At 63.7% G+C, this 20,756-nt stretch carries 16 protein-coding genes; 10 read left to right on the forward strand and 6 right to left on the reverse strand.

What is annotated here, in order from left to right; translation table 11 throughout:
- Positions 1–134: 134 nt before the first annotated feature.
- Entirely contained in the window at positions 135–1,178 is a 1,044-nt protein-coding gene (locus ACIQ3Q_RS09920) for a TonB-dependent receptor domain-containing protein (RefSeq protein WP_396268966.1), read from the forward strand.
- Between the two features lie 91 nt (positions 1,179–1,269).
- On the opposite strand, the gene ACIQ3Q_RS09925 is transcribed toward ACIQ3Q_RS09920, so the two are convergent.
- Positions 1,270–2,064, reverse strand: coding sequence for an ABC transporter ATP-binding protein (locus ACIQ3Q_RS09925; RefSeq protein WP_396268914.1), 795 nt, complete (start codon positions 2,062–2,064; stop codon positions 1,270–1,272).
- Between the two features lie 65 nt (positions 2,065–2,129).
- On the opposite strand from ACIQ3Q_RS09925, the gene ACIQ3Q_RS09930 reads away from it, so the two are divergent.
- Positions 2,130–3,107, forward strand: coding sequence for a DMT family transporter (locus ACIQ3Q_RS09930; RefSeq protein ID WP_396268915.1), 978 nt, complete (start codon positions 2,130–2,132; stop codon positions 3,105–3,107).
- A 208-nt stretch (positions 3,108–3,315) separates the two neighbouring features.
- Positions 3,316–5,844 (forward strand): ATP-binding protein, encoded by a 2,529-nt coding sequence (locus tag ACIQ3Q_RS09935; RefSeq protein ID WP_396268916.1) that lies wholly within the window; start codon positions 3,316–3,318, stop codon positions 5,842–5,844.
- On the opposite strand, the gene ACIQ3Q_RS09940 is transcribed toward ACIQ3Q_RS09935, so the two are convergent.
- Positions 5,845–7,518 (reverse strand): phosphoethanolamine transferase, encoded by a 1,674-nt coding sequence (locus ACIQ3Q_RS09940; RefSeq protein ID WP_396268917.1) that lies wholly within the window; start codon positions 7,516–7,518, stop codon positions 5,845–5,847.
- Positions 7,515–8,252 carry a phosphatase PAP2 family protein gene (locus ACIQ3Q_RS09945; protein WP_396268918.1) on the reverse strand — a complete coding sequence of 246 codons (738 nt, stop codon included), beginning with the start codon at positions 8,250–8,252 and terminating at the stop codon, positions 7,515–7,517. The genes ACIQ3Q_RS09940 and ACIQ3Q_RS09945 overlap by 4 nt, the downstream gene beginning before the upstream one ends.
- 265 nt (positions 8,253–8,517) lie before the next feature.
- Between ACIQ3Q_RS09945 and ACIQ3Q_RS09950 the strand changes: the two genes are divergently transcribed.
- On the forward strand, positions 8,518–9,669 hold the full coding sequence (locus ACIQ3Q_RS09950; protein WP_396268919.1) for a DUF805 domain-containing protein: 1,152 nt from the start codon (positions 8,518–8,520) through the stop codon (positions 9,667–9,669).
- Between the two features lie 23 nt (positions 9,670–9,692).
- Here the strand turns inward: ACIQ3Q_RS09950 and dbpA are convergent, their stop codons facing one another.
- The 3 genes from dbpA to ACIQ3Q_RS09965 form a co-directional block, all read right to left on the reverse strand.
- Complete coding sequence (gene dbpA / locus ACIQ3Q_RS09955; RefSeq protein ID WP_396268920.1) at positions 9,693–11,135, reverse strand: ATP-dependent RNA helicase DbpA; 1,443 nt, start codon at positions 11,133–11,135, stop codon at positions 9,693–9,695.
- Positions 11,136–12,432: 1,297 nt separating this feature from the next.
- Positions 12,433–13,932 (reverse strand): glycerol kinase GlpK, encoded by a 1,500-nt coding sequence (gene glpK / locus ACIQ3Q_RS09960; RefSeq protein WP_396268921.1) that lies wholly within the window; start codon positions 13,930–13,932, stop codon positions 12,433–12,435.
- Between the two features lie 115 nt (positions 13,933–14,047).
- Positions 14,048–14,812 carry a DeoR/GlpR family DNA-binding transcription regulator gene (locus tag ACIQ3Q_RS09965; protein WP_396268967.1) on the reverse strand — a complete coding sequence of 255 codons (765 nt, stop codon included), beginning with the start codon at positions 14,810–14,812 and terminating at the stop codon, positions 14,048–14,050.
- Positions 14,813–14,987: 175 nt separating this feature from the next.
- Between ACIQ3Q_RS09965 and glpD the strand changes: the two genes are divergently transcribed.
- Genes glpD through ACIQ3Q_RS09995 form a run of 6 tightly spaced genes read left to right on the forward strand, consistent with a single transcriptional unit; the run spans position 14,988 to position 20,755 of the window.
- Complete coding sequence (glpD, locus tag ACIQ3Q_RS09970; protein WP_396268922.1) at positions 14,988–16,619, forward strand: glycerol-3-phosphate dehydrogenase; 1,632 nt, start codon at positions 14,988–14,990, stop codon at positions 16,617–16,619.
- On the forward strand, positions 16,610–17,689 hold the full coding sequence (locus ACIQ3Q_RS09975; protein WP_396268923.1) for an ABC transporter ATP-binding protein: 1,080 nt from the start codon (positions 16,610–16,612) through the stop codon (positions 17,687–17,689). The genes glpD and ACIQ3Q_RS09975 overlap by 10 nt, the downstream gene beginning before the upstream one ends.
- Before the next feature lies 1 nt (position 17,690).
- On the forward strand, positions 17,691–18,761 hold the full coding sequence (locus ACIQ3Q_RS09980; protein ID WP_396268924.1) for an ABC transporter ATP-binding protein: 1,071 nt from the start codon (positions 17,691–17,693) through the stop codon (positions 18,759–18,761).
- Positions 18,758–19,642: a carbohydrate ABC transporter permease gene (locus tag ACIQ3Q_RS09985; RefSeq protein WP_396268925.1), complete on the forward strand. Its 885-nt coding sequence runs from the start codon at positions 18,758–18,760 to the stop codon at positions 19,640–19,642. Before ACIQ3Q_RS09980 ends, ACIQ3Q_RS09985 begins: the two co-directional genes overlap by 4 nt.
- On the forward strand, positions 19,635–20,447 hold the full coding sequence (locus tag ACIQ3Q_RS09990; protein WP_396268926.1) for a carbohydrate ABC transporter permease: 813 nt from the start codon (positions 19,635–19,637) through the stop codon (positions 20,445–20,447). The genes ACIQ3Q_RS09985 and ACIQ3Q_RS09990 overlap by 8 nt, the downstream gene beginning before the upstream one ends.
- Positions 20,447–20,755, forward strand: a complete 309-nt coding sequence (locus tag ACIQ3Q_RS09995; protein ID WP_396268927.1) for a DUF2160 domain-containing protein — start codon at positions 20,447–20,449, stop codon at positions 20,753–20,755. The genes ACIQ3Q_RS09990 and ACIQ3Q_RS09995 overlap by 1 nt, the downstream gene beginning before the upstream one ends.
- Position 20,756 lies beyond the last annotated feature (1 nt).

Here is a 20,756-nt window from a genome sequence, read left to right on the forward strand (position 1 = left end):
CATGAAAACCGCACTAAATCGATGAAATTCGGGCTCGATTTCCCGCATCACGAAACGCACTCAACTCAGACTTTAAGTCGGGCGCCAAAGCTGCATGATCAAGGCGGTTTTTCAGCAGCCTGCTAGAGCTGCAACTGGCCGCACGCCACGAGCGCTACCAAGTCACCGGCAGCGCCACCAGCCCCAAACTGGGCCTGCGCTATCTGCCCAGCAAAGAGGTGCTGTTGCGCGCCTCGGTGGGTGCAGGCTTCCGCGCCCCCTCCATGACCGATCTTTACCGACCTGTGGCCGTTGGGGCGTCGGCCACCTTGGCTGACCCCGTGTGCATGGCCGAGAACGACAACGATCTGACCTATTGCGCCGACATTTGGGAGACCCGCACCTTCTCCAACTCAGCACTCAAGCCCGAGAAGTCCAAGCAGTTCTCGCTCGGTGCCGTCTTCGAGCCCAGCAACCAGTTCAGCATGAGCGTGGACTACTGGAACATCGAAAAGCGGGATCTGATCAGCACGCTCGGTGAAGATGTGATCCTGGGCAACTTGGCCAAGTACGAGTCGCTGGTTCACCGCTACAACGAAGACGAAGGGCTGGAGGGTTGCGACTACGACGACAGCGACAGCGCCATCTGCTTTATCGAACTCAACAAGCAGAACCGTGGCCGCCAAAAGCTCTCGGGCTTGGACATCGGGCTCAACCTGCGTGGTCTGAAGACCAGTGTGGGCACCTTTGGCGCGCGTCTCAACGGCACCTTGACACTGACCTCCAAGAAGCAGTTGGGCGATGGCGACCCGTACGTCAGTGACTTGGGCAAGTTCGTCAACTACGGGGTGGTGCAACGCTGGCGCCACACATTGAGCCTGGACTGGGAGTACGGGGCCTGGGGCGCCACGCTGTCCAACAATTTCCTGTCGGGCTATGAAGACCAGAACAATGCCATCGACACCAACACCGGCAATATCGTCGAGAACAACCGGGTCAAGGCCTACTCGTTGTGGAACGTCTCCGGCAGTTGGGAAGCCAGCAAGGGCTTGGTATTGCGCGCTGGGGTGCAAAACCTATTTGACACTGCACCGCCCTTCTCCAACCAGGCCTATCACTTCATCTCGGGCTACGACCCCAGCTACACCGACCCACGCGGCCGCTATTTCTATGTGAGCGCGCAATACCGCTTCAAGTAAATCACGCGCATCACAACAAAGGGCCGCTGTTGCGGCCCTTTGTCTTTAAGGAAGGAAGTGAGGCCAGCATTCAGCGCTGGCCCAGCACGGCTCAGCCGTCGACCGTCTCGGAGGGTGCAGACACCCGCGCCAATGCGGCACGCACCTTCTCGCAAGCTTTGCTGAAGGCGGCGGACTCGCGGAAGCTGGCATCGCGCTTGGCGGTGCTGCTGACCTTGATCTCCTCGACCACACGCCCCGGGCGTTCGGCCATCACGATGATGCGCTGGCCCAAAGCCACCGCCTCTTCGATGTTGTTGGTCACCACCACGGCGGCAAACTTGGCCGTGGCCCCTTCTGGGCGCCACAGGCTCAGCAACAAGTCTTGCAAGACCAGACGCGACGCGTCCTCCAAGCCTGCAAAAGCATCGTCGAGCAAAAGCATGGCCGGCTTGGCCACCAAGGCACGCGCCAAGGCCGCACGCATTTTCTGCGCACGGTCCATGCCACGCGGTGCGGCATCCGCCAGGTCGGCCAAGCCCACGCGCTGCAAAGCGTCACGCGCCGCAGCTTCGCGCTTCTCGGGCGAGACCCCCTGCAGACGCAGCGGCAACTCCACATTGACCGCCACGCTGGCCCAGGACATCAGCGTGGGTTCTTGGAACACCATGCCGGCGTCGGACAGCGCTCCGCGGGCGGGTTCGCCATTGCGCAGGACTTCGCCGCTACTGGGCCGATCCAAGCCTGCAAGCAGCCGCAAAAGCGAGCTTCTGCCGCAGCCCGCAGGGCCCACGACGCTGACCAGCTCGCCGCGGGCCACCTTGAAATCCACACCATCCAGGGCCAGCAGCCCGGTCTCGTAGCGGCGTTGAGCCGCTTTTAGTTCGATAGATTGAAATGCACTCACAGGCGTGACTTTACCGGAGCGTGAGAACATGTCCTTTTTGGCCCCCAGTCGGTTCCGCGTTTTACATGCTTTTCGGCACTCTTTTTGCACTCGCTGCAGGCCTGATGTGGGGCCTGGTTTTTGTCGGCCCGCTGCTGCTGGCCGACTATCCCGCAGTGATGCTGTCCTTCGGTCGCTACCTCGCCTTTGGCTTGATCGCCTTGCCACTGGCGTGGTTGGATTGGGCTGCTGTTCGACAGCTCACAAGAGCCGATTGGATTGAAGCCCTCAAGTTAACGTTAGTCGGTAACATCGTCTATTACCTGTTTCTCTCGGCCGCCATCCAGCGGGCGGGCGGCCCTTTGCCCACAATGATCATCGGCACCTTACCCGTGATCATTGCCATCATCTCCAATCTGCGCGACGGCCAGCGCGATGGCCGCCTGCCTTGGCTGAAGTTGGCGCCATCTCTGTTGCTGATCGCAGCCGGCATTGCGCTGGTCAATCAACATGAGTTGGCATTGCTCCGCGCCGACCCCAACGCCGACCTGAGCCGCTATGGCATGGGCGCGCTGCTGGCCCTGGGCGCTGTGGTGTGCTGGACGTGGTATCCGATCCGCAATGCCGATTGGCTGCGCGCCCACCAAGACCGCTCGCCCCGCACTTGGGCCACTGCGCAAGGGCTGGTGACCTTGCCCGTGGCGCTGCTGGGCTTTGGTCTGACCTGGGCCTACTTCGAGGCCACGCAAGCGCCTTGGGTCATGCCCTTTGGCCCACGGCCCGAAGCCTTTGTGGGCTTGATGCTGACCATTGGGCTGTGCGCGTCTTGGTTGGGTACGATGTGCTGGAACGAGGCCAGCCAACGGCTGCCCACTGCCTTGGTGGGGCAGTTGATCGTGTTTGAGACGCTGGCCGCCTTGAGCTATGCCTATGCACTGCGCGGCCAGTGGCCCGATGCGACCACCGCAGGTGGCGTGGCACTGCTGGTGGGGGGGGTGTTGTGGGCCTTGCGTGTCAAGCCAGAAGGCGTACAGAAGGCCACAGCGGCTCCCGTGACACATTGACCCTGCGGCCGATCACTGCGCAGCATAGCGGTTTTTGCGGCGCTCCGGCCCCCGTGAATGTCAGCTTTCTGTCCTGCCGCTTTATGGCACCATCGGCCTAACGACCAAAAGCATTGACCGTGCTTTCGGGCCCGCCGGGCCTGAAGCTCGGCCCCTCGTGGGACAGGGGCACCACACCCTGACATGCGCCGCCGCTGAGGAAAGGCCCATGAAGAAGACGCCGAGCAGTCCTGTGTCCGCACACATTCCCGCCCGATGGGCCCGAGCCCACCAACGTGTTTGGCCTCGGGCAGCCGTGCTGCTGCTGCCATGGACCGTGTTGGCCGCCGCTTTGGCGCAGCAGGCAACGACGTCCACACTTTTGGTGAGCACGGGCTTACTTACCTTGCTAACGCTGATGGTTTGGGGAGGCCTTGCACAGCTTCGTGCAGAGGTGGTGCCTCTCAACCCTTGGCGCTTGGCGCCGCTGCGCTGGGCCATCGGCCTGCATGGCATGGCAGCCGGCTGCTTTGCGGCCCTGGCTTTGCCGCACACCCAGGCCGTCGCGCTCACCGCCTTGTGCCTCAGCGCCGGGCTAGGCTGGGCCTTGCTGTCTTTTGACAGCCGCGCCATTCTGGCCTTGCTGGCGGGCTTGGTGCTGCCCACTGTGGTGGCGCTTCTCAGCTTAGGCACGGCTCAAGCCGCACTGTTGGCCACCTTGCTGGCCGCGTGGCTGTTGCTGCCCGCCACGTCTCTGTGGCGCCGCCGCCCAGTATTGCGGCGCGGCCGAATACCTCTGGCGCCATTGACGCACCGCCCGCCTTTGCCGCTGAGCACGGCCGAGCAAGACGCCCTCAAGACCTATGAGTTTGTGCTGAACAACATCTCAGACATCGTGAGCGTAGTCGATGAGCACCACACGATCCGCGCCGTCAACGACGCCTGGTGCCGCGCTACGGGCATCTCGAGAGAGGCTGCGCTGGGGCAGCTGAATAACGCCCTCCCCGGTTTTGGTGTCAGTGCAGCCCGGGTCGAGGCCTTGCGAGCCTGCCTTGAAGACGGTAAGCAACGCACCATTCGCGGGCTCTTCAACGCGCCCGGCGTGATGGGCCGGGTGCTGGACACCACCTTCCACCCCTATGTCGACCCCATCACCGGCACGCGGGGCGCAGTACGAGTCAGCCGCGATGTCACCGAGCACGAAGTCGCCTTGAAGGCCTTGCTGGCCAGCCAAGCCGAGCAACGCTTGCTGCTGGAAGTCTTTCCCGGCTTTTGCGCCTGCCTTGATGCGCAGTTGCGCTACACCTTCGTCAACGAGCGATTGGCCCGAGCCTCAGGCCGCAGCCCTGCGCAGTGGATAGGACGCACAGTGGCGGAAATGGTGAGCCCCGAGAAACATGCCTTCTTGTTGCCTATGGTGCATCGGGCCTTGCAGGGGGAACTGGTGCACTACGAATCACCCCTGCCAGGCTTAGACGGTGGCCCACAGATCGACACTTTGATCACCCTGGCCCGGGGCACAGACCCGCAAACCGGCGAGCCACGCTGTTATGCCTTTGGCGCCGATGTCTCTGCGCTCAAGCAAGCACAAGCCGCCCTGGTGCTGGCCAAAGAAGAAGCCGAGCGCGCCAACCGCGCCAAGTCGCAGTTCCTCTCCAGCATGTCACACGAGTTGCGCACCCCCATGAACTCGGTGTTGGGCTTCGGCCAGTTGCTAGAAGCCGACGCCCACGCCCTGTCCGCCCAGCATCGGCTCTACTTGCGCGAGATCCTTCGAGGTGGTCGCCACTTACTGGCCTTGATCAACGATCTCCTGGACTTGGCCCGGATCGAGAACGACAAGCTGGCGGTCAGCTTGGAGCCCGTGGTGGTGGCCGAGGTGATCGATGAGTGCCGATTCCTGATACAGCCGCTGGCTGAGCGGCACCACGTGCAGGTGATACCGCCCACCGGCAGTGCGCCCGACCACATGGTCTTGGCCGACCGCACCCGCTTGAGGCAGGTGCTGCTCAACTTGCTGAGCAATGGCATCAAGTACAACCACAAGGGTGGCACGGTGCAGATCCGCTGGGCACGGTCGGGCGATCTTTTGCGGGTGGAGATTGAAGACAGCGGGCCAGGATTGAGCGCGGACGAGCAGGTCAAGCTGTTTCAGGCCTTCGAGCGCTTGGGGGCACAGCATGGAACGGTCGAGGGGGCTGGCATTGGTTTGGCATTGAGCCAACGCTTGCTGGCTCTGATGGGCGGGCACATTGGGGTCAGCAGCAGCGTGGGTGAAGGCTGCCTGTTCTGGGTGACCTTGCCACACACCAGCCTGAGCATGCCCACCGCCTTGCCCCAGCAGATGCATTCACCCGACGACATGGCGCTGGCTGCTGCGGCCATGGATCGCACCGTGCTTTACATCGAAGACAACCCCGTCAACACCATGCTGATGGAAGCCATGCTGGCCCGCCTGCCCGGCTTGAAGGTCTTGACGGCCGCCATGCCCCAAGATGGCCTGGCCCTGGCCCGCCAGCACAAGCCCAACCTCATCCTCTTGGACATTCAATTGCCCGAAATGGATGGCTTTGAAGTCTTCCGTCACCTGCAAGCAGCCGACAGCACCCGCGACATTCCCGTCATTGCCGTCAGCGCCAGCGCCATGACCCAAGACATCGAGCGCGGGCGCCGTATCGGCTTTGCCGACTACCTCACCAAGCCGCTGGACAGCCAGCAGTTGCTCCACGCGGTCATGCGCAGCCTGTCACCTCACTGATCACTGCACTCGGCAGCTCGACAACAAGTCTCGCTCAGCCTTGTAGGGTGGCGTCTGCACCGCCATCAGGCCCAGCATGGAGTGGAACAGGTTGTCGTGGCTGGCCTCCTGCTCGGCACGTTGCCGCAAGCACGCAGCATCCACACCCCAATCGGTTTTGGGGTCGCCACCCAACCACCACAACATGGGCACGGCCAATTGCTCTTTGGGCGCAATGGCCCTGGGCAAGCCATGCAAGAAAACGCCGTTTTCGCCCAAGGACTCGCCATGGTCTGACACATAGATCAGGCCCACATCAAACTGGCTTTGCTTCTCCTTGAGCAGCGCGATGGTGCTGGCCAAGAGGTGGTCAGTGTAGAGGATGGCATTGTCATAGGCGTTGACGATCTCCTCGCGGCTGCACTCGCGCAACTCATTGCGGGTGCACTCGGGCATGAAGCGCCGGAAGTTCTCTGGATAACGCTTGTAATAAGCAGGCCCATGGTTGCCCAACTGGTGCAAGACCACCACGGTATCTTTGAGCGGCGCAGCAGCACCCGAGCGCTGAATCTCGGCCTTCAAGCCCTCCAGCAAGGCCATGTCGTAGCAACGCCCATCAGGGCACAACACGGGGTCGCTGCCATTGCTGACATCGCGAGATTCCAGCCCCAAGCACACGCCCTTGCAGCCGCTTTGGTTGTCCAGCCAAACCACCCGCAAGCCCGCACGGTCGAGCAAGTGCAAGACACTTTCGCTGCGGCGGATCAGGTCCTCGTCGTAGTCCTCGCGTCCTTGGGCAGAAAACATGCACGGCAAAGAGACTTCGGTCGAGGTGCCACAGGCATCAGTCTTGGGAAAGTAGATCAGCTCTGGAATGCGCGCCAATTCCGGGTTGGTGACCCGTGCATAGCCGCCCAGAGAGAAATTCATGGCCCGGGCTGTTTCACCCACCACCAAGACCAACAACTGGGGCTTGCGGCCTTCGGCGCGCGCCAGGCGCTGCGCAGGTTGCGAGGGCTCGCGCTGCGCATTGGCCACGCGCAGGTCATCCACCGTCGCCTTGATGCTGGACCAGACCACGCTGGCCGGGGTGATCTTGTAGCGCAACTCTTTTTGGTTGCGCATGAGGGAGCCGAAATCCTGGAACACCAGCAACAAGGAGCCCACCGTCAAGGCCAGCAAGCCCATGATGGTGGCTGCGCGCACCCACAGCGCACGGCCCCAAGTCCGCTGGCGCAGGGGCAGGCGCCACAACAGGGCCGCCACCACCGCACCCATGGCCACGCTGCCCAGCAGGCCCAGGTTGACCAGTTCAGTGGCCTCGCGCACATCGGTGCGCATGGCATTGCGCAGCATGCTCGGGTCCATCACGACGCCGTAGCGGCTCATCATGTGGCTGGAGACGGTGCTGCACACCACCATCAGCACGAGCAAGGGCTTCACCGTCCAGCGATGGGCCAGCAGCAGCACCAGCATGGCCTGTGCGGCCGTCAGCATCACCCCCACCGCCAGCGCGAATCGCCAAGTCTGCCAGTCTGACCAAGCGCGCCCTGCCAGTGCTTGCTGCCAAAAAGCAGCATTGCCCAGCAGCACCAGCAAGGCCAACACCAGCACCACCAAGCCTTCGATAGAAACCCCAGCGGGCGGGTGCTGCCCAGTGAGCGCGGTGGTGGAATGTTTGGCTGCGCGTGTCATGCTTGAGGTGGTGGTGTGCGGGTGGCCCGGCGGAATGTGGCGTCAAGGCCATGGGGCATCAAGGGCGCCAAGATCCAGGCGGCGACGGCCCAGTCAATGGCGGCAGACCAGAGATTGTGGCTCGCAAAGTGAGCCCCTTGCAGGATCCGAACCGCACTGAACGCCACGCCAGCCGCCACAGCCAGCACCAGCAGACCGCGCGCCCGCGTCGTCCAACCCAGTGCCGCAGCGGCAAAGGCCAGTGCAATCAATGAGAACCCGCCGGCGGCATGCCCGCCTGGGAAGCAATGCCCGGCCCGACTGCGCGGCACAAACCACTCGGACGAGTAAACGTTGGCGCCACCAAAAGCCTTAAGACTCCAAGGGCAATCATGCGCATTGATGTCTTTGAGCAGGGTCACCAGGGTCGGGCCCAGGCCCATGGCAGCCACGGTGAGCCACAAGAGCTTGCGGTGCGGTGCCAGCCTGGGCAGCTTGGGCGCCACCACTGCCGCCAGCAGCAGGCCCACCCACACGCAGACCACCGCCGTCTTAGCGCCATGGTGGCCCCATGCTTCTAGCGCAGGCCAGTCGCTGGCCGGGAAGGCCATGGACACCGGGTCGAAAAACAAGGCCGTGAGTCGGTCATCCCAGCCGCTGGACCGCAGCAGTTGGGCCACCAGAATCAAGCCCATGGGGATCAGCAGGCCATGGATAAACAAGAAGGGCGATAAGCGCCAAGAACGATCGGACATGCCACACAACTTCAACAAAGACCGAATCAGCCACTCACCACCGCCGAGGGGGGCCACCACCACAAGTTTGGGTCTGTGTTGCATTGTCGTTCACGCAGAAGGTTCTTTCTTTACAGCTCCTTAAGGCTGCCAAACCCACGCCAGGTGTGCAATTCGTCGCCGAATTCAAGACTTCCTGCGCACACCTGCCCCGGTAGACACGCTTCATCACAGCATTTTTGAGCCAAGGCGGCGACACTTCGGGGCACGTGTTTTGTTCAAGCCCATGAGTAGTACAGCGGTTCAACTGGTTTTTGCAGGCGAGATTCTGTCGGGCTTTTCCCATGCGCAGGTCCGAGAAAAGTTAGGCCGCCGCCTGCGCCTGGATGAGCCGCGGCTCAACAAGCTGTTTTCAGGCCAAAGGGTGGTCATAAAGCGAGACTTGAGCCCCGCTGAAGCAGCCGATTGGGTACAGCGTTTCCGCGCCATTGGCGCAGTGCTGCATGCCGTCCCAGCCAAGGCACCGGGGGCAGAAGCGCCCGCTTCGGCGGCGCCCAAAACACCCCCCCCTGCGCCTTCGGTTGCGCCCGCTCCCGCCCCCCAAATCCCGGCGCCACCACCACCCGCTCGCCGCACCGCGGTGCCCCCGCCGGACACCAGCATGATGCTGTCCCTGGTGCCCGACAGCGAGCTGCCTTCTCCGCCGCCGCCGCCTTCACTTGCAGCAGCCCCCTCGCGCGCCCCGGCACCTGCGGCCGCTGCGCCCGCCTCTGGCCCCGAGGAAGTGACCTGCCCCAACTGCGGGGAGCGTCAATCCAAGCGAGTGATTTGCCGCTCGTGCCTGTGCGACATGCCGCGCACCTTGGCCTCGCAAAAGGCCGAGGCCGAAGCCCGACGACAGGCCAGGCTGGAAGAACAGCGCGCCCGCAATGAACAGCGCTTGGCGCAAGAGCAGGCGCGGCTCGGCGACGATGAAGGTTTCGAGAACGATGCCGACGAGCTGCCGCCGCTACTGAGCCTCTCTCTGGAAGGCCGCATGGGCCGTGTGCGCTTTCTGGGCAGCAATGCGCTGTGCTTGGCCGTCTCACTGGGGCTGTTGTTGGGGCTGATGGCCTTAGCAGTCACCGTCTCAAAAGCAGCCGTGCTGTGGGGCGGCGTGCTGGTCGGCGTGGTCTTGATGTGGTGGGGTATTCGCCTGACCGTCCTGCGGCTGCACGACCTGAACCGCAGCGGCTGGTTTGCGCTGCTGCAACTGGTGCCAGGCCTCAACGCCTTGTTCAGCTTGGTGCTGCTGCTGTGGCCGGGCAATGCCGAGGAAAACGACTACGGCACGCCCGTAGATGATGCACGGTGGTTGTGGGCGGTCTTCGGCGTGGTGGTCTTCGGCGCCACCACCCTGCTCACCACGCCTCAGCTCTGGCACATGCTGACGCGTTAGCCCTCAACTCGGTTCAGCTCAGCTCAGCGCACCACATCATCCATCAGCCGCAGCTTGACCTTGCGGCCCTTGAGCTGCCCTGCGCTCAGGCGCTTGACGGACTCTTGGGCAATGCCGGCCTCAACCGCCACATAGGTGTGGAACTCGGTCACCTTGATCTTGCCGATCTGGCTGCCGGCAAAACCCGCCTCGCCGGTCAGCGCGCCCAGCACGTCGCCGGGGCGGATTTTTTCTTTGCGGCCACCCAAAATCTGCAGCATGGCCATGGCCGGGCGCAGCGGGCCGCCCGCCGAAGGCACCAAATCGGCCAGCGGCTGCCACGGCAGGGTCATGCCATGGGCCAGCTCAATGCGGCCGATGCGGCCCATCTCCTCCATGCTGACCAGGCTTAGGGCCAAGCCGTCATGCCCGGCACGGCCGGTGCGGCCGATGCGGTGCACATGCACCTCGGGGTCGGGCGTGACCTCCACATTGATGACGGCCTCCAACTGCTCAATGTCCAGGCCCCGCGCCGCGACATCCGTGGCCACCAGCACCGAGGCAGTGCGCCCGGCAAAGCGGATCAGCACCTGGTCGCGCTCGCGTTGCTCCAGGTCGCCATGCAGGGCCAGGGCCACAAAGCCTTGGGCTGTCAGCACGTCCACCAAGTCGCGGCATTGCTGCTTGGTGTTGCAAAAGGCCAGGGTGCTGGCGGGGCGATAGTGGTTCAGCAGCTTAGAGACGGTGTCCAGGCGCTCAGTCTCGGTCACTTCAAAAGCGACTTGGCGGATGGCGCCACCCGCTGCCGCCTCTTTGACGGCCGCCGCTGGGGCCGCCACGGTGATGCTTTGCGGCTGGCGCAAAAAGCGCGCCGACAGCTTGGTGATGCCCTCGGGGTAGGTGGCGGAGAACAGCAGGGTCTGGCGCTGCGGCGGGCAGCGGCTGACCACCGTCACCATGTCGTCGTAAAAGCCCATGTCCAGCATGCGGTCGGCCTCGTCGAACACTAGAGTGTTCAAGGCACCCAGTTGCAAGCTGCCTTTCTCAAGGTGGTCCATCAGCCGCCCCGGCGTGCCCACCACGATGTGAGCACCATGAGCCAGGCTCTCGCGCTGCGGGCGCATGGTGGCACCGCCACACAGGCTCAAAATTTTGACGTTGCCCGCCGCCCGCGCCAGGCGGCGCAGCTCTTCGGTCACTTGGTCAGCCAGCTCGCGCGTGGGGCACAGCACCATGGCCTGCACCTGCCACACGGCCGGGTCCAGCCGGTGCAGCAAGGCCAAACCAAAGGCCGCCGTTTTGCCACTGCCGGTGGGGGCCTGCACGATCAAGTCACGGCCACTCAGCGCGGCAGGCAAGCTGGCCGCCTGCACCGGCGTCATCTGCGCATAGCCCAGTTGCGCCAAGTTGGCCTGGGCCGCTGCATTCAGCGGCAAGTGAGAAAACGCCAGCGCGGAAGTGGGTGCGGTGGCGGAGGAATCAGACACGGGAGAAGAAGGAACGCTCATGCTGGATTGTCGCCGGGTTGGGGTGGGCCGGGTCACCCATTCGCACTGTGCTCTCGTGGACCTTGGGAAAGACTCTGTGAAGGGCCGCGCGTGCGCTGACGCAGGCCGTGGCCCAGGGCTCATGCATCGGTGGTCGGCTAACGCCGACTCCCGTCGGTGCTCGGGCAAGGGCGTGCGCCGTCAAACTCCCTCCGCTCGCCTGCGGCTCGCTATGGTCAAACAGTGAAGGCGAATTTGTTGTGGAAGCGCGTGAATACACGCGCCACGCCCTTGCCCTGCGCGCCGCCGCACCTCAGAAATCGCCCCAGGCCACGGCCTGCGCCAGCGCAATTCCATCGTTTCCGAACTGCGTTGTGATATGACGTAGTAACTGGCGTCGCCCCAGAACTGCATCGTGCCTTCTGATCCCAGCAAGAGTGGGTGAGGCAACAATCGCCTAGTGCCTATAGTGCCGCCCTACCTTGCGCAAGCACACCGCCTCGTCATGCGGCACGCACATCCCGCGCAAGGCGCCGTACGCTTAGGCCGATTGCCCTCAAACGAGGCGCGCGTAACATGATGTCGACAAGAGAGGTTCTTTGATGTCAGGCACTTACCCGCAAGCAGCGAAGTTCGCCATCGCGGAAGAAACCCAAACGCTGATCGATATTGCGACTCGCTTTCGCGTCGCAATCCAAAGCGACACGTCTGGGCTTGGCCCCATCGGAATGTCGGCAGTATTCCCGAAAGGATGGTGCACCGATGCGTCGTATCTTCTTGGCGCCTATCTAGCCGATTCGGGGGTAGTAGGGTTCAAGTTGGTTTCCGGCTCGCGAGGGTCCCATGAGGACAGAACTTGGCATACGCATTCGTGGCTTCAAAGAGGCAACTGCGTCGTCGACATCACTGCAGATCAGTTTCCTGATGCACCTCCCAATGCCTTCGTAGCAGATCCATCTGCTTGGCACCTCTGCTTCAGAGCAGATCTCCCAGGCGAGTCAGACTTTCGGAAGTTGAACCCTCTTGAATTTCATTGGCATTACCAGATCTACGCTGGGATCGTCGAAGCGATCAGACCTCAGATCTATAGACCGTCTCTCAGCTGAAAGCTAGCGACCCACCCTGAGTCGAGGTCGACAGTATCCCGATGTCCAGCGCTTCAACCTGAAGCGCCAGATCTCCGTGCCACTTGGACCACCTTCCTTAGGCATTTCTCACTAGCATCGCGCCCAGGGCTTCGAACTCATGACTCATTGGATAAGCCCATCGCTTCTGATGCTTCAAGAGTGAGACTCCCTCACCCCCGCCCCACCGCCTGCCTCACCGCCCTCTCCCAGCGCGCCATCAACTCCGCCGCGCGGTCACGCGGCATGGTGGGGTGGAAGCTGCGCTCGACCTTCCATTGGGCTGAGAGTTCTTCGGTGTTGCGCCACACGCCTGTGGCGAGGCCGGCCAAGTAGGCCGCCCCCAGGGCGGTGGTTTCGATGACTTGGGGGCGTTGCACGGGGATGCCCAGGAGGTCGGCTTGGAACTGCATCAAGAGGTTGTTGACGCAGGCGCCGCCGTCTACGCGCAGCTCGCTCACCGGTGCACCTCCGGCGGCCACGGCGTCTTTGCTCATGGCTTGCAGCAGGGCGGCGCTTTGGAAGGCGATGCTCTCCAGCGCGGCGCGGGCGATGTGGGCCACGGTGCTGCCGCGTGTGAGGCCGACGATGGCGCCGCGCGCTTCGGCGTCCCAATAGGGCGCGCCCAGGCCGGTGAAGGCGGGCACGAACATCACGCCGCCAGCGTCGGGCACGCTTTCGGCCAGGGGTTGCACGTCGGCGCTGCTGTGAATGGCCTTGAGGCCGTCGCGCAGCCACTGCACCACGGCGCCGCCGATAAAGACGCTGCCTTCCAGCGCAAACTGCGGCACTTGGTGGGCGACCTGACAAGCGCTGGTGGTGAGCAGGCCGTTGCTGCTGGTTTGAAACTGTGCGCCGGTGTGGGTCAGCATGAAGCAGCCGGTGCCGTAGGTGTTCTTGGCCAAACCGGCCTTGAAGCAGGCTTGGCCAAACAGCGCGCTTTGCTGGTCGCCGGCCATGCCACCCGCAGGCAGCGCGGCGCCCAGCAGGTCGGCATTCGTCTCGCCAAACAGGTGGCTGCTGGGGTGCACGGCGGGCATCAGGCTGGGGGGGATGTTCAGCAGGCTCAGCATCTGCTCATCCCATGCGTTACGGCGGATGTCGAACAGCATGGTGCGCGCGGCGTTGCTCACGTCGGTGGCGTGCACGCGCCCGCCGGTGAGCTGCCACAACAGCCAGCTGTCCACCGTGCCAAAGGCCAGCTCGCCGCGCTCAGCCGACGAGCGGGCGCCTTCAACCTTGTCCAAGATCCAGCGCAGCTTGGTGCCTGAGAAGTAGGCGTCGATCAACAAGCCAGTGGACTGTTGCACCGCCGGCGCATGGCCTGCCGCACGCAGCTCGGCGCACAGGGGCTCGGCGCGACGGTCTTGCCAGACGATGGCGTTGTAGATGGGCTGGCCGGTGCGGCGGTTCCAGACCACGGTGGTTTCGCGTTGGTTGGTGATGCCAATCGCCCGCACTTGCTCGGCCTTCAGACCCGCCTTGGCCAGCGCCTCGCGCGCGGTAGCCAGTTGGGTGGCCCAAATCTCCAGCGGGTCGTGCTCGACCCAGCCGGGCTGGGGGTAGATCTGCCGAAACTCGCGCTGGGCCATGGCCACGATCTGGCCGGTTTCTGAGAACACGATGCTGCGCGAGCTGGAGGTGCCTTGGTCCAGCGCAAGGAGGTAGGTCATGGCTTGTCTTCCAAACAATTGAGCGATCCAAATTCAAGTGCACCGGTCAGCCGGGTGGGCCTACATCTGGCCCTTCGGCAAGCTCAGGGCGGACGGCCTTGGTCGGGCAGGTGCTTCAGGGCGCCACTTCGAGCTGCACACCCGCGTCCAACAGCAACTGCGGGAAGGGCTCGGGCGGCGGGGCGTCGGTGAACAGCATATCGAGCTGGTCCAGCCGTGCCAACTCCACCATCGCCGGGCGCATGAACTTGCTGTGGTCGGCCACCAGCCAGACCTCGCGGCTTTGCGTCACGATGGCCTGGGCCACTTTCACCTCACGGTAGTCAAAGTCGCGCAGCGTGCCGTCAGGCTCCAGGCCCGAGATGCCAATGATGCCGATGTCCACCTTGAACTGGCGGATGAAGTCGACCGCCGCTTCACCCACGATGCCGCGGTCGCGGTGGCGCACCACGCCGCCGGTGACGATGACTTCGCAGTCGGGGTTGTCGGCCAAGATGGCGGCGACATTCAGGTTGTTGGTGATCACGCGCAAGCCCTGGTGTTTGAGCAGCTCGCGCGCCACGGCCTCGGTGGTGGTGCCCAGGTTCATCAGCAAAGAGCTGCCCTGGGGCACCCGCGCCGCCACGGCCCGCGCAATGCGCTGTTTGCCCTCGGCATGCAGGGCTTCGCGCTGGCGGTAGGCAATGTTCTCGGTGGTCGAGCTGGGCACCCGCACGCCACCATGAAAGCGCGCCAAGAGCCCGGCCTCGGCCAGCAGCTTCACGTCTCGACGCACGGTTTGCAGGGTCACGCCAAAGCGCTCGGCCAGGGCTTCCACACTGAGGCTGCCCTGGGCACGCACGGCGTCCAGCAGTTCGGCTTGGCGGGGGTTAGGGGTCATCGCATCGGACATGGGCTGAATTGTGCAGGCTCGCCACAGCCGCGAAACGAAGCCTAAACGAACATCAAACGAAAACAAAAGAGCAAACACCCGATTGCATTCGCGCATTTATTCGGATAAAAAGAAAAAAGAAGAACGCAAGCAGCCTCGTTTGCGTCACCCGAGGAGATCTCTGTTGACCCTGGCGCCGCCCGTCCCATCGCTCCGCGCTGAGCCCCTGCCCTCCACCGCCTGTGACGTGCTGGTGGTGGGCGGCGGCATCAATGGCGCAGGCATTGCACGTGACCTCGCAGGCCGGGGCTGGCGGGTGGTCTTGGCCGAGCGGGACGACCTGGCCTCGCACACCTCGTCGTCCAGCACCAAGCTCATCCACGGTGGCCTGCGCTACCTGGAGTACTACGAGTTTTCTCTGGTGCGCAAGGCGCTGCAAGAGCGCGAGGTGCTGCTGCGCAGCGCGCCGCACATCATGTGGCCACTGCGTTTTGTGATGCCGCACGACCCCCAGGCCAGCTTTTTGCGCCCGGCTTGGATGATCCGCTTGGGCCTGTTTCTCTACGACCACCTGGCCAAACGCGAAGTGCTGCCCGGCTCGCGCGGGGTGGACTTGCGCCAGCACCCAGCGGGCGCGCCGCTAAAGCCCGGCTTCAGCAAGGGCTTTGTCTACTCGGACGGCTGGGTGGACGATGCCCGTTTGGTGCTGCTGTGTGCCCAAGACGCGGTGGCCAAAGGTGCGCGGGTTCTGACGCGCTGTGCCGTGACCGCCGCGCAGCGCAGCCCGCAGGGCTGGCAGGCCACGCTGAGCCATGCCGATGGCCGCCAAGAAACCGTGCAGGCCCGCGCCCTGGTCAATGCCGCCGGGCCTTGGGCCGAGAGCTTTTTGCGCGGCACGGCCACCGCCGCCCAGGGCGAGGCCCTGGCCACCAAGCACCTGCGCTTGGTCAAGGGCAGCCACATCGTGGTGCCCCGCTGCTTTGAGCACGACCACGCCTACATCTTCCAAAACCCCGACAAGCGCATCATCTTTGCGATCCCCTATGAGGGCCACTTCACACTCATCGGCACCACCGACGAAGAGATCCACGGCGACCCGCAACAAGCCCGCATCAGCGCCGCCGAAGTCAACTACCTTTGCGAACAAGCCAGCCGCTACTTCACCCGCCCCATCCGGCCCAGCGATGTGGTGTGGAGCTACAGCGGCGTGCGGCCACTGCTGGACGACGAGTCGGGTGACCCCTCAGCCGTGACGCGTGATTACTTGTTGGAGAGCAATGTGCTGTCCGCCTCCCACTCTGCACCATTGCTGAGTGTGTGGGGAGGCAAGATCACCACCTTCCGCAAACTGGCGGAAGATGCGGCGACCGAGGTCGGCCGCCTGCTCGGCGAGGCCCGCAGCCCTTGGACGGAAGGCGCCCTCCTGCCCGGCGGCGACCTGAGTGCCTGGATTGGCCCGGCCCAGCGCCCGGACACCGACTTTGCCCGCCTGCTGCAAGCCGTGCAGCAGCGCCACCCCTGGCTGCCGCCAGCCCTGGCCCAGCGGTGGGCGCGGGCCTATGGCGGGCGCGTCGGCCAAGTGCTGGGCACAGCCCAGCGCTTGAGTGACCTGGGCGCTGAAGTGGCCAACAGCGTCTACGAGACCGAGCTGCGCTATCTTCAGCGCGAGGAGTTTGCCCACACGGGTGAGGACGTGCTGTGGCGCCGCAGCAAGCTGGGCCTGCATCTGAGCCCGGCGGATCAGCAGAAGGTGAGTGACTGGATGCTGGCACACACCCATCAAGAGACCGAGACAAAGGATTCCCTATGCAGCTGAGCCTCACCGGCATCAGCCAGCGCGTTGGCGCTGAGACCTGGTTGTACGAACAGAGCATTGCGCCGCAGCCCGGTGCCGTCACCGTCTTGCTGGGCGCCACCCAGGCCGGCAAGACCAGCCTGATGCGCCTGATGGCTGGGCTGGATGTGCCCACCGCCGGCCGGGTGGCCGTGGACGGCGTGGACGTGACCGGCCAGCCCGTGCGCCAGCGCAATGTGGCCATGGTCTACCAGCAGTTCATCAACTACCCAGCCATGACCGTGTTCGACAACATCGCCTCGCCCCTCAAGTTGCGCGGGGAGGCAAACATCGCCGCCACCGTGCAAAGCCTGGCCGAGCGCCTGCACATCGACATGTTCTTGAAGCGTCTGCCGGCCGAGCTCTCCGGCGGCCAGCAGCAGCGGGTGGCCCTGGCCCGCGCACTGGCCAAAAAGGCGCCGCTGATGCTGCTGGACGAACCCTTGGTCAACCTGGACTACAAGCTGCGTGAGGAGCTGCGCGAAGAGCTGAGCCAGTTGTTCGCGGTGGGCGACGCCACCGTTATCTACGCCACCACCGAGCCGGCCGAGGCCTTGATGCTGGGCGGTTACACCGCCGTGATGGACAAAGGCGAGCTGCTGCAATATGGGCCGACGGCCGAGGTCTTTCACCACCCGCGCTCGCTGCGGGTGGCGCGCGCCTTCAGCGACCCGCCCATGAACCTGATCGCTGCGCAAGCGGGCCATGGCGGCCCCCGTCTGGCGCATGGCGAGACCCTGGCACTGCCCCTGCCCAGCACCGCGTCCGCCAGCCTGACCTTGGGCGTGCGCGCCAGCGCGCTGCGCGTGCAAGGCAAGCCTGGCGATGTGGCCTTGCCTGGCACCGTGCAGTTGGCCGAGATGTCGGGCTCCGACACCTTTGTCCATGTGCACACCGCTGTGGGCGAGCTGGTGGTGCAGCTGACCGGCGTGCACGACTTTGCGCTCAAGAGCGCGCTGACGGTATATCTGCGCCCGTCTCAGGTTTATGTGTTTGACGCCGCAGGGCAGGTGCTGGTCAGCCCCCGCCGCGCCACCCCGGAGGCGCACTGACATGGCCCGCATAGATCTGAACCTGGCCCACGCCTACAAGCCCAACCCGAAAGAGGATGCGGACTACGCGCTGCTGCCGCTGAAGATGAGCTTTGAAGACGGCGGCGCCTATGCGCTGCTCGGCCCCTCGGGCTGCGGCAAGACCACCTTGCTCAACATCATGTCGGGCCTGCTCACGCCCTCGCAGGGCACGGTGCTGTTCGACGGGCAGGACATGACCCGGGCCACGCCGCAGCAGCGCAACATCGCCCAGGTGTTCCAGTTCCCAGTGATCTACGACACCATGACGGTGGCCGAGAACCTGGCCTTTCCGCTGAAGAACCGCAAGGTGCCCGCAGCCCAGATCAAAGCCCGTGTCGGCCAGATTGCCGAGATGCTGGAGATGAGCCACCAGCTGGACATGCGGGCCGCCGGCTTGAGCGCTGACCAGAAGCAAAAGATCTCGCTGGGGCGTGGCTTGGTGCGGCCGGATGTCTCGGCCGTGCTGTTTGACGAGCCGCTGACCGTGATCGACCCGCACCTGAAGTGGCAGTTGCGGCGCAAGCTCAAGCAGATTCACCATGAGCTGAAGCTGACGCTGATTTATGTGACCCACGACCAGGTCGAGGCCCTGACCTTTGCCGACCAAGTGGTGGTGATGACCCGCGGCAAGGTGGTGCAACTGGGCACGCCCGAGGCCCTGTTCGAGCGCCCGGCCCACACCTTTGTCGGCCACTTCATTGGCTCGCCCGGCATGAACTTCATTCCGGTGGAGGTTGAAGGCTCGCAGCTGCGCGTGGGCCAGCAAACCCTGGTCTGCCAACAGCCCCTGCCCCAAGGCGCGCTGAAGCTGGGCGTGCGGCCCGAGTACCTCACCCTGCTGCCCGCAGGCAGCGCGGGCAGCCTGCAAGCCAGCGTGACCCAAGTGCAAGACATTGGTACTTACCAGTTGGTGACCTGCCAAGCCGAGGGGCTGATGATCAAAGCGCGGCTCACGCCCGACGAGGTGGCGCCGCCGCTTGCTGCGGTGGTGGGCTTGGCACTGCAAAGCGCCCACACCTGCGTCTACCAAAGCGAGGAGCTGGTGCCATGAACAAGCCCGTCAATCAAAAAGCCTGGTTCCTGATCTTGCCGGTGTTTTTGTGCGTGGCTTTCTCGGCCATCCTGCCGCTGATGACGGTGGTGAACTATTCGGTGCAGGACATCATCAGCCCCGAGCGCCGGGTGTTTGTGGGCACTGAATGGTTTGCCGCCGTGATGCGCGACGAAGACCTGCATGCCGCGCTGTGGAACCAGTTGCGCTTCTCGCTGGCGGTGTTGGCGGTGGAGCTGCCGCTGGGCATTGCACTGGCCTTGGCCATGCCGGCCACCGGCTGGAAGGCTTCAGCCACCCTGGTGATCGTGGCGCTGTCGCTGCTCATCCCCTGGAATGTGGTGGGCACCATCTGGCAGATTTTTGGCCGGGCCGACATTGGCCTGATGGGCGCCACGCTGGCCAAACTGGGCATTGAGTACAGCTACACCGGCGACGCCACCCACGCCTGGCTGACCGTGCTGCTGATGGACGTGTGGCACTGGACGCCGCTGGTGGCGCTGCTGGCCTATGCGGGCTTGCGCAGCATCCCCGACGCCTATTACCAAGCCGCCCGGATTGATGGCGCCAGCAAGTTCGCGGTGTTCCGGTACATCCAACTGCCCAAGATGCGCGGCGTGCTGATGATTGCGGTGTTGCTGCGCTTCATGGACAGCTTCATGATCTACACCGAACCCTTTGTGCTGACCGGCGGTGGGCCGGGCAATGCGACGACCTTCCTGTCGCAATACCTCACGCAAAAGGCCGTGGGCCAGTTCGACCTGGGGCCGGCCGCCGCGTTCTCTTTGATCTATTTCCTCATCATTTTGTTGTTCTGCTTTGTGCTCTACAACTGGATGCAGCGCCTCGGCCAAGCCGACAAGGAGGGTGCGCATGACTGAACAGCGCTTTCATAAACGCAGCCTCTTTCTCATCGCCTATTTGGTGTTCGCGCTCTTGCCCATCTACTGGATGGTGAACATGAGCTTCAAGACCAATGAAGAGATTTTGAGCAGCTTCAGCCTGTGGCCGCAGGCCTTCACCAGGGACAACTACAAGCTCATCTTCACCGACGAGAGCTGGTACTCGGGCTACATCAACAGCCTGATCTATGTGGGCATCAACACGGTGATCTCCCTCACCGTGGCCCTTCCCGCAGCCTATGCCTTCAGCCGCTACAGCTTTCTGGGCGACAAGCATGTGTTCTTCTGGCTGCTGACCAACCGCATGACGCCGCCGGCCGTGTTCTTGCTGCCCTTTTTCCAGCTCTATACCACCGTGGGCTTGATGGACACGCACATAGCAGTGGCGCTGGCCCACCTGCTGTTCAACGTGCCGCTGGCGGTGTGGATTTTGGAAGGCTTTATGTCGGGCATTCCGCGCGAGATTGATGAGACGGCCTATATCGACGGCTACAGCTTCCCGCGCTTTTTCCTGACCATCTTCCTGCCGCTGATCAAGGCCGGTGTGGGCGTGGCGGCCTTCTTCTGCTTCATGTTCAGCTGGGTCGAGTTGCTGCTGGCCCGCACCCTGACCAGCGTGAACGCCAAGCCCATCGTCGCGACCATGACCCGCACGGTCTCAGCCAGCGGCATGGACTGGGCCACGCTGGCCGCCGCCGGCGTGCTGACCATCGTGCCCGGCGCCATCGTGATCTGGTTTGTGCGGCACTACATCGCTAAAGGTTTCGCCATGGGGAGGGTGTGATGTTTGATTGGATGGTTTGGACGACGCCCGTGGCGGTGTTTTTCAGTTGCATCGTGCTGATGCTGATCGGTATGACGGTGTGGGAGATTAAGTCACCCACCGTCATGCGCAAGGGCTTTTTGCCCATCGCCACCACGCGTGGCGATCGGCTGTTCATTGGCTTGCTGAGTGCCGCCTATGTGAACTTGGCTTTCATTGGCTTGGCGGGCAAGTTGGCTGAAGTGTTGAGCTTGAGCGAAGAGCCCAGCATCTGGATCAGCTTTGTGGCCTCCATGGTCTTGCTGGCCTTTGTCATGAGAAAAGGTTGAT

The sequence above is a fragment of the Ideonella sp. genome, assembly GCF_044358605.1.
Lineage (GTDB): Bacteria > Pseudomonadota > Gammaproteobacteria > Burkholderiales > Burkholderiaceae_C > Ideonella.

What these genes read in the sequence shown, in the direction of transcription:
- ACIQ3Q_RS09945 (WP_396268918.1), bottom strand. Translation starts at nt 8,252, where the DNA reads ATGTCCGATCGTTCTTGGCGCTTATCGCCCTTCTTGTTTATCCATGGC.
- ACIQ3Q_RS09930 (WP_396268915.1), top strand. Translation starts at nt 2,130, where the DNA reads ATGCTTTTCGGCACTCTTTTTGCACTCGCTGCAGGCCTGATGTGGGGC.
- ACIQ3Q_RS09980 (WP_396268924.1), top strand. Translation starts at nt 17,691, where the DNA reads ATGGCCCGCATAGATCTGAACCTGGCCCACGCCTACAAGCCCAACCCG.
- glpK (WP_396268921.1), bottom strand. Translation starts at nt 13,932, where the DNA reads ATGACCTACCTCCTTGCGCTGGACCAAGGCACCTCCAGCTCGCGCAGC.
- ACIQ3Q_RS09985 (WP_396268925.1), top strand. Translation starts at nt 18,758, where the DNA reads ATGAACAAGCCCGTCAATCAAAAAGCCTGGTTCCTGATCTTGCCGGTG.
- ACIQ3Q_RS09950 (WP_396268919.1), top strand. Translation starts at nt 8,518, where the DNA reads ATGAGTAGTACAGCGGTTCAACTGGTTTTTGCAGGCGAGATTCTGTCG.
- ACIQ3Q_RS09935 (WP_396268916.1), top strand. Translation starts at nt 3,316, where the DNA reads ATGAAGAAGACGCCGAGCAGTCCTGTGTCCGCACACATTCCCGCCCGA.
- ACIQ3Q_RS09965 (WP_396268967.1), bottom strand. Translation starts at nt 14,812, where the DNA reads ATGACCCCTAACCCCCGCCAAGCCGAACTGCTGGACGCCGTGCGTGCC.
- ACIQ3Q_RS09995 (WP_396268927.1), top strand. Translation starts at nt 20,447, where the DNA reads ATGTTTGATTGGATGGTTTGGACGACGCCCGTGGCGGTGTTTTTCAGT.
- ACIQ3Q_RS09940 (WP_396268917.1), bottom strand. Translation starts at nt 7,518, where the DNA reads ATGACACGCGCAGCCAAACATTCCACCACCGCGCTCACTGGGCAGCAC.
- ACIQ3Q_RS09975 (WP_396268923.1), top strand. Translation starts at nt 16,610, where the DNA reads ATGCAGCTGAGCCTCACCGGCATCAGCCAGCGCGTTGGCGCTGAGACC.
- ACIQ3Q_RS09990 (WP_396268926.1), top strand. Translation starts at nt 19,635, where the DNA reads ATGACTGAACAGCGCTTTCATAAACGCAGCCTCTTTCTCATCGCCTAT.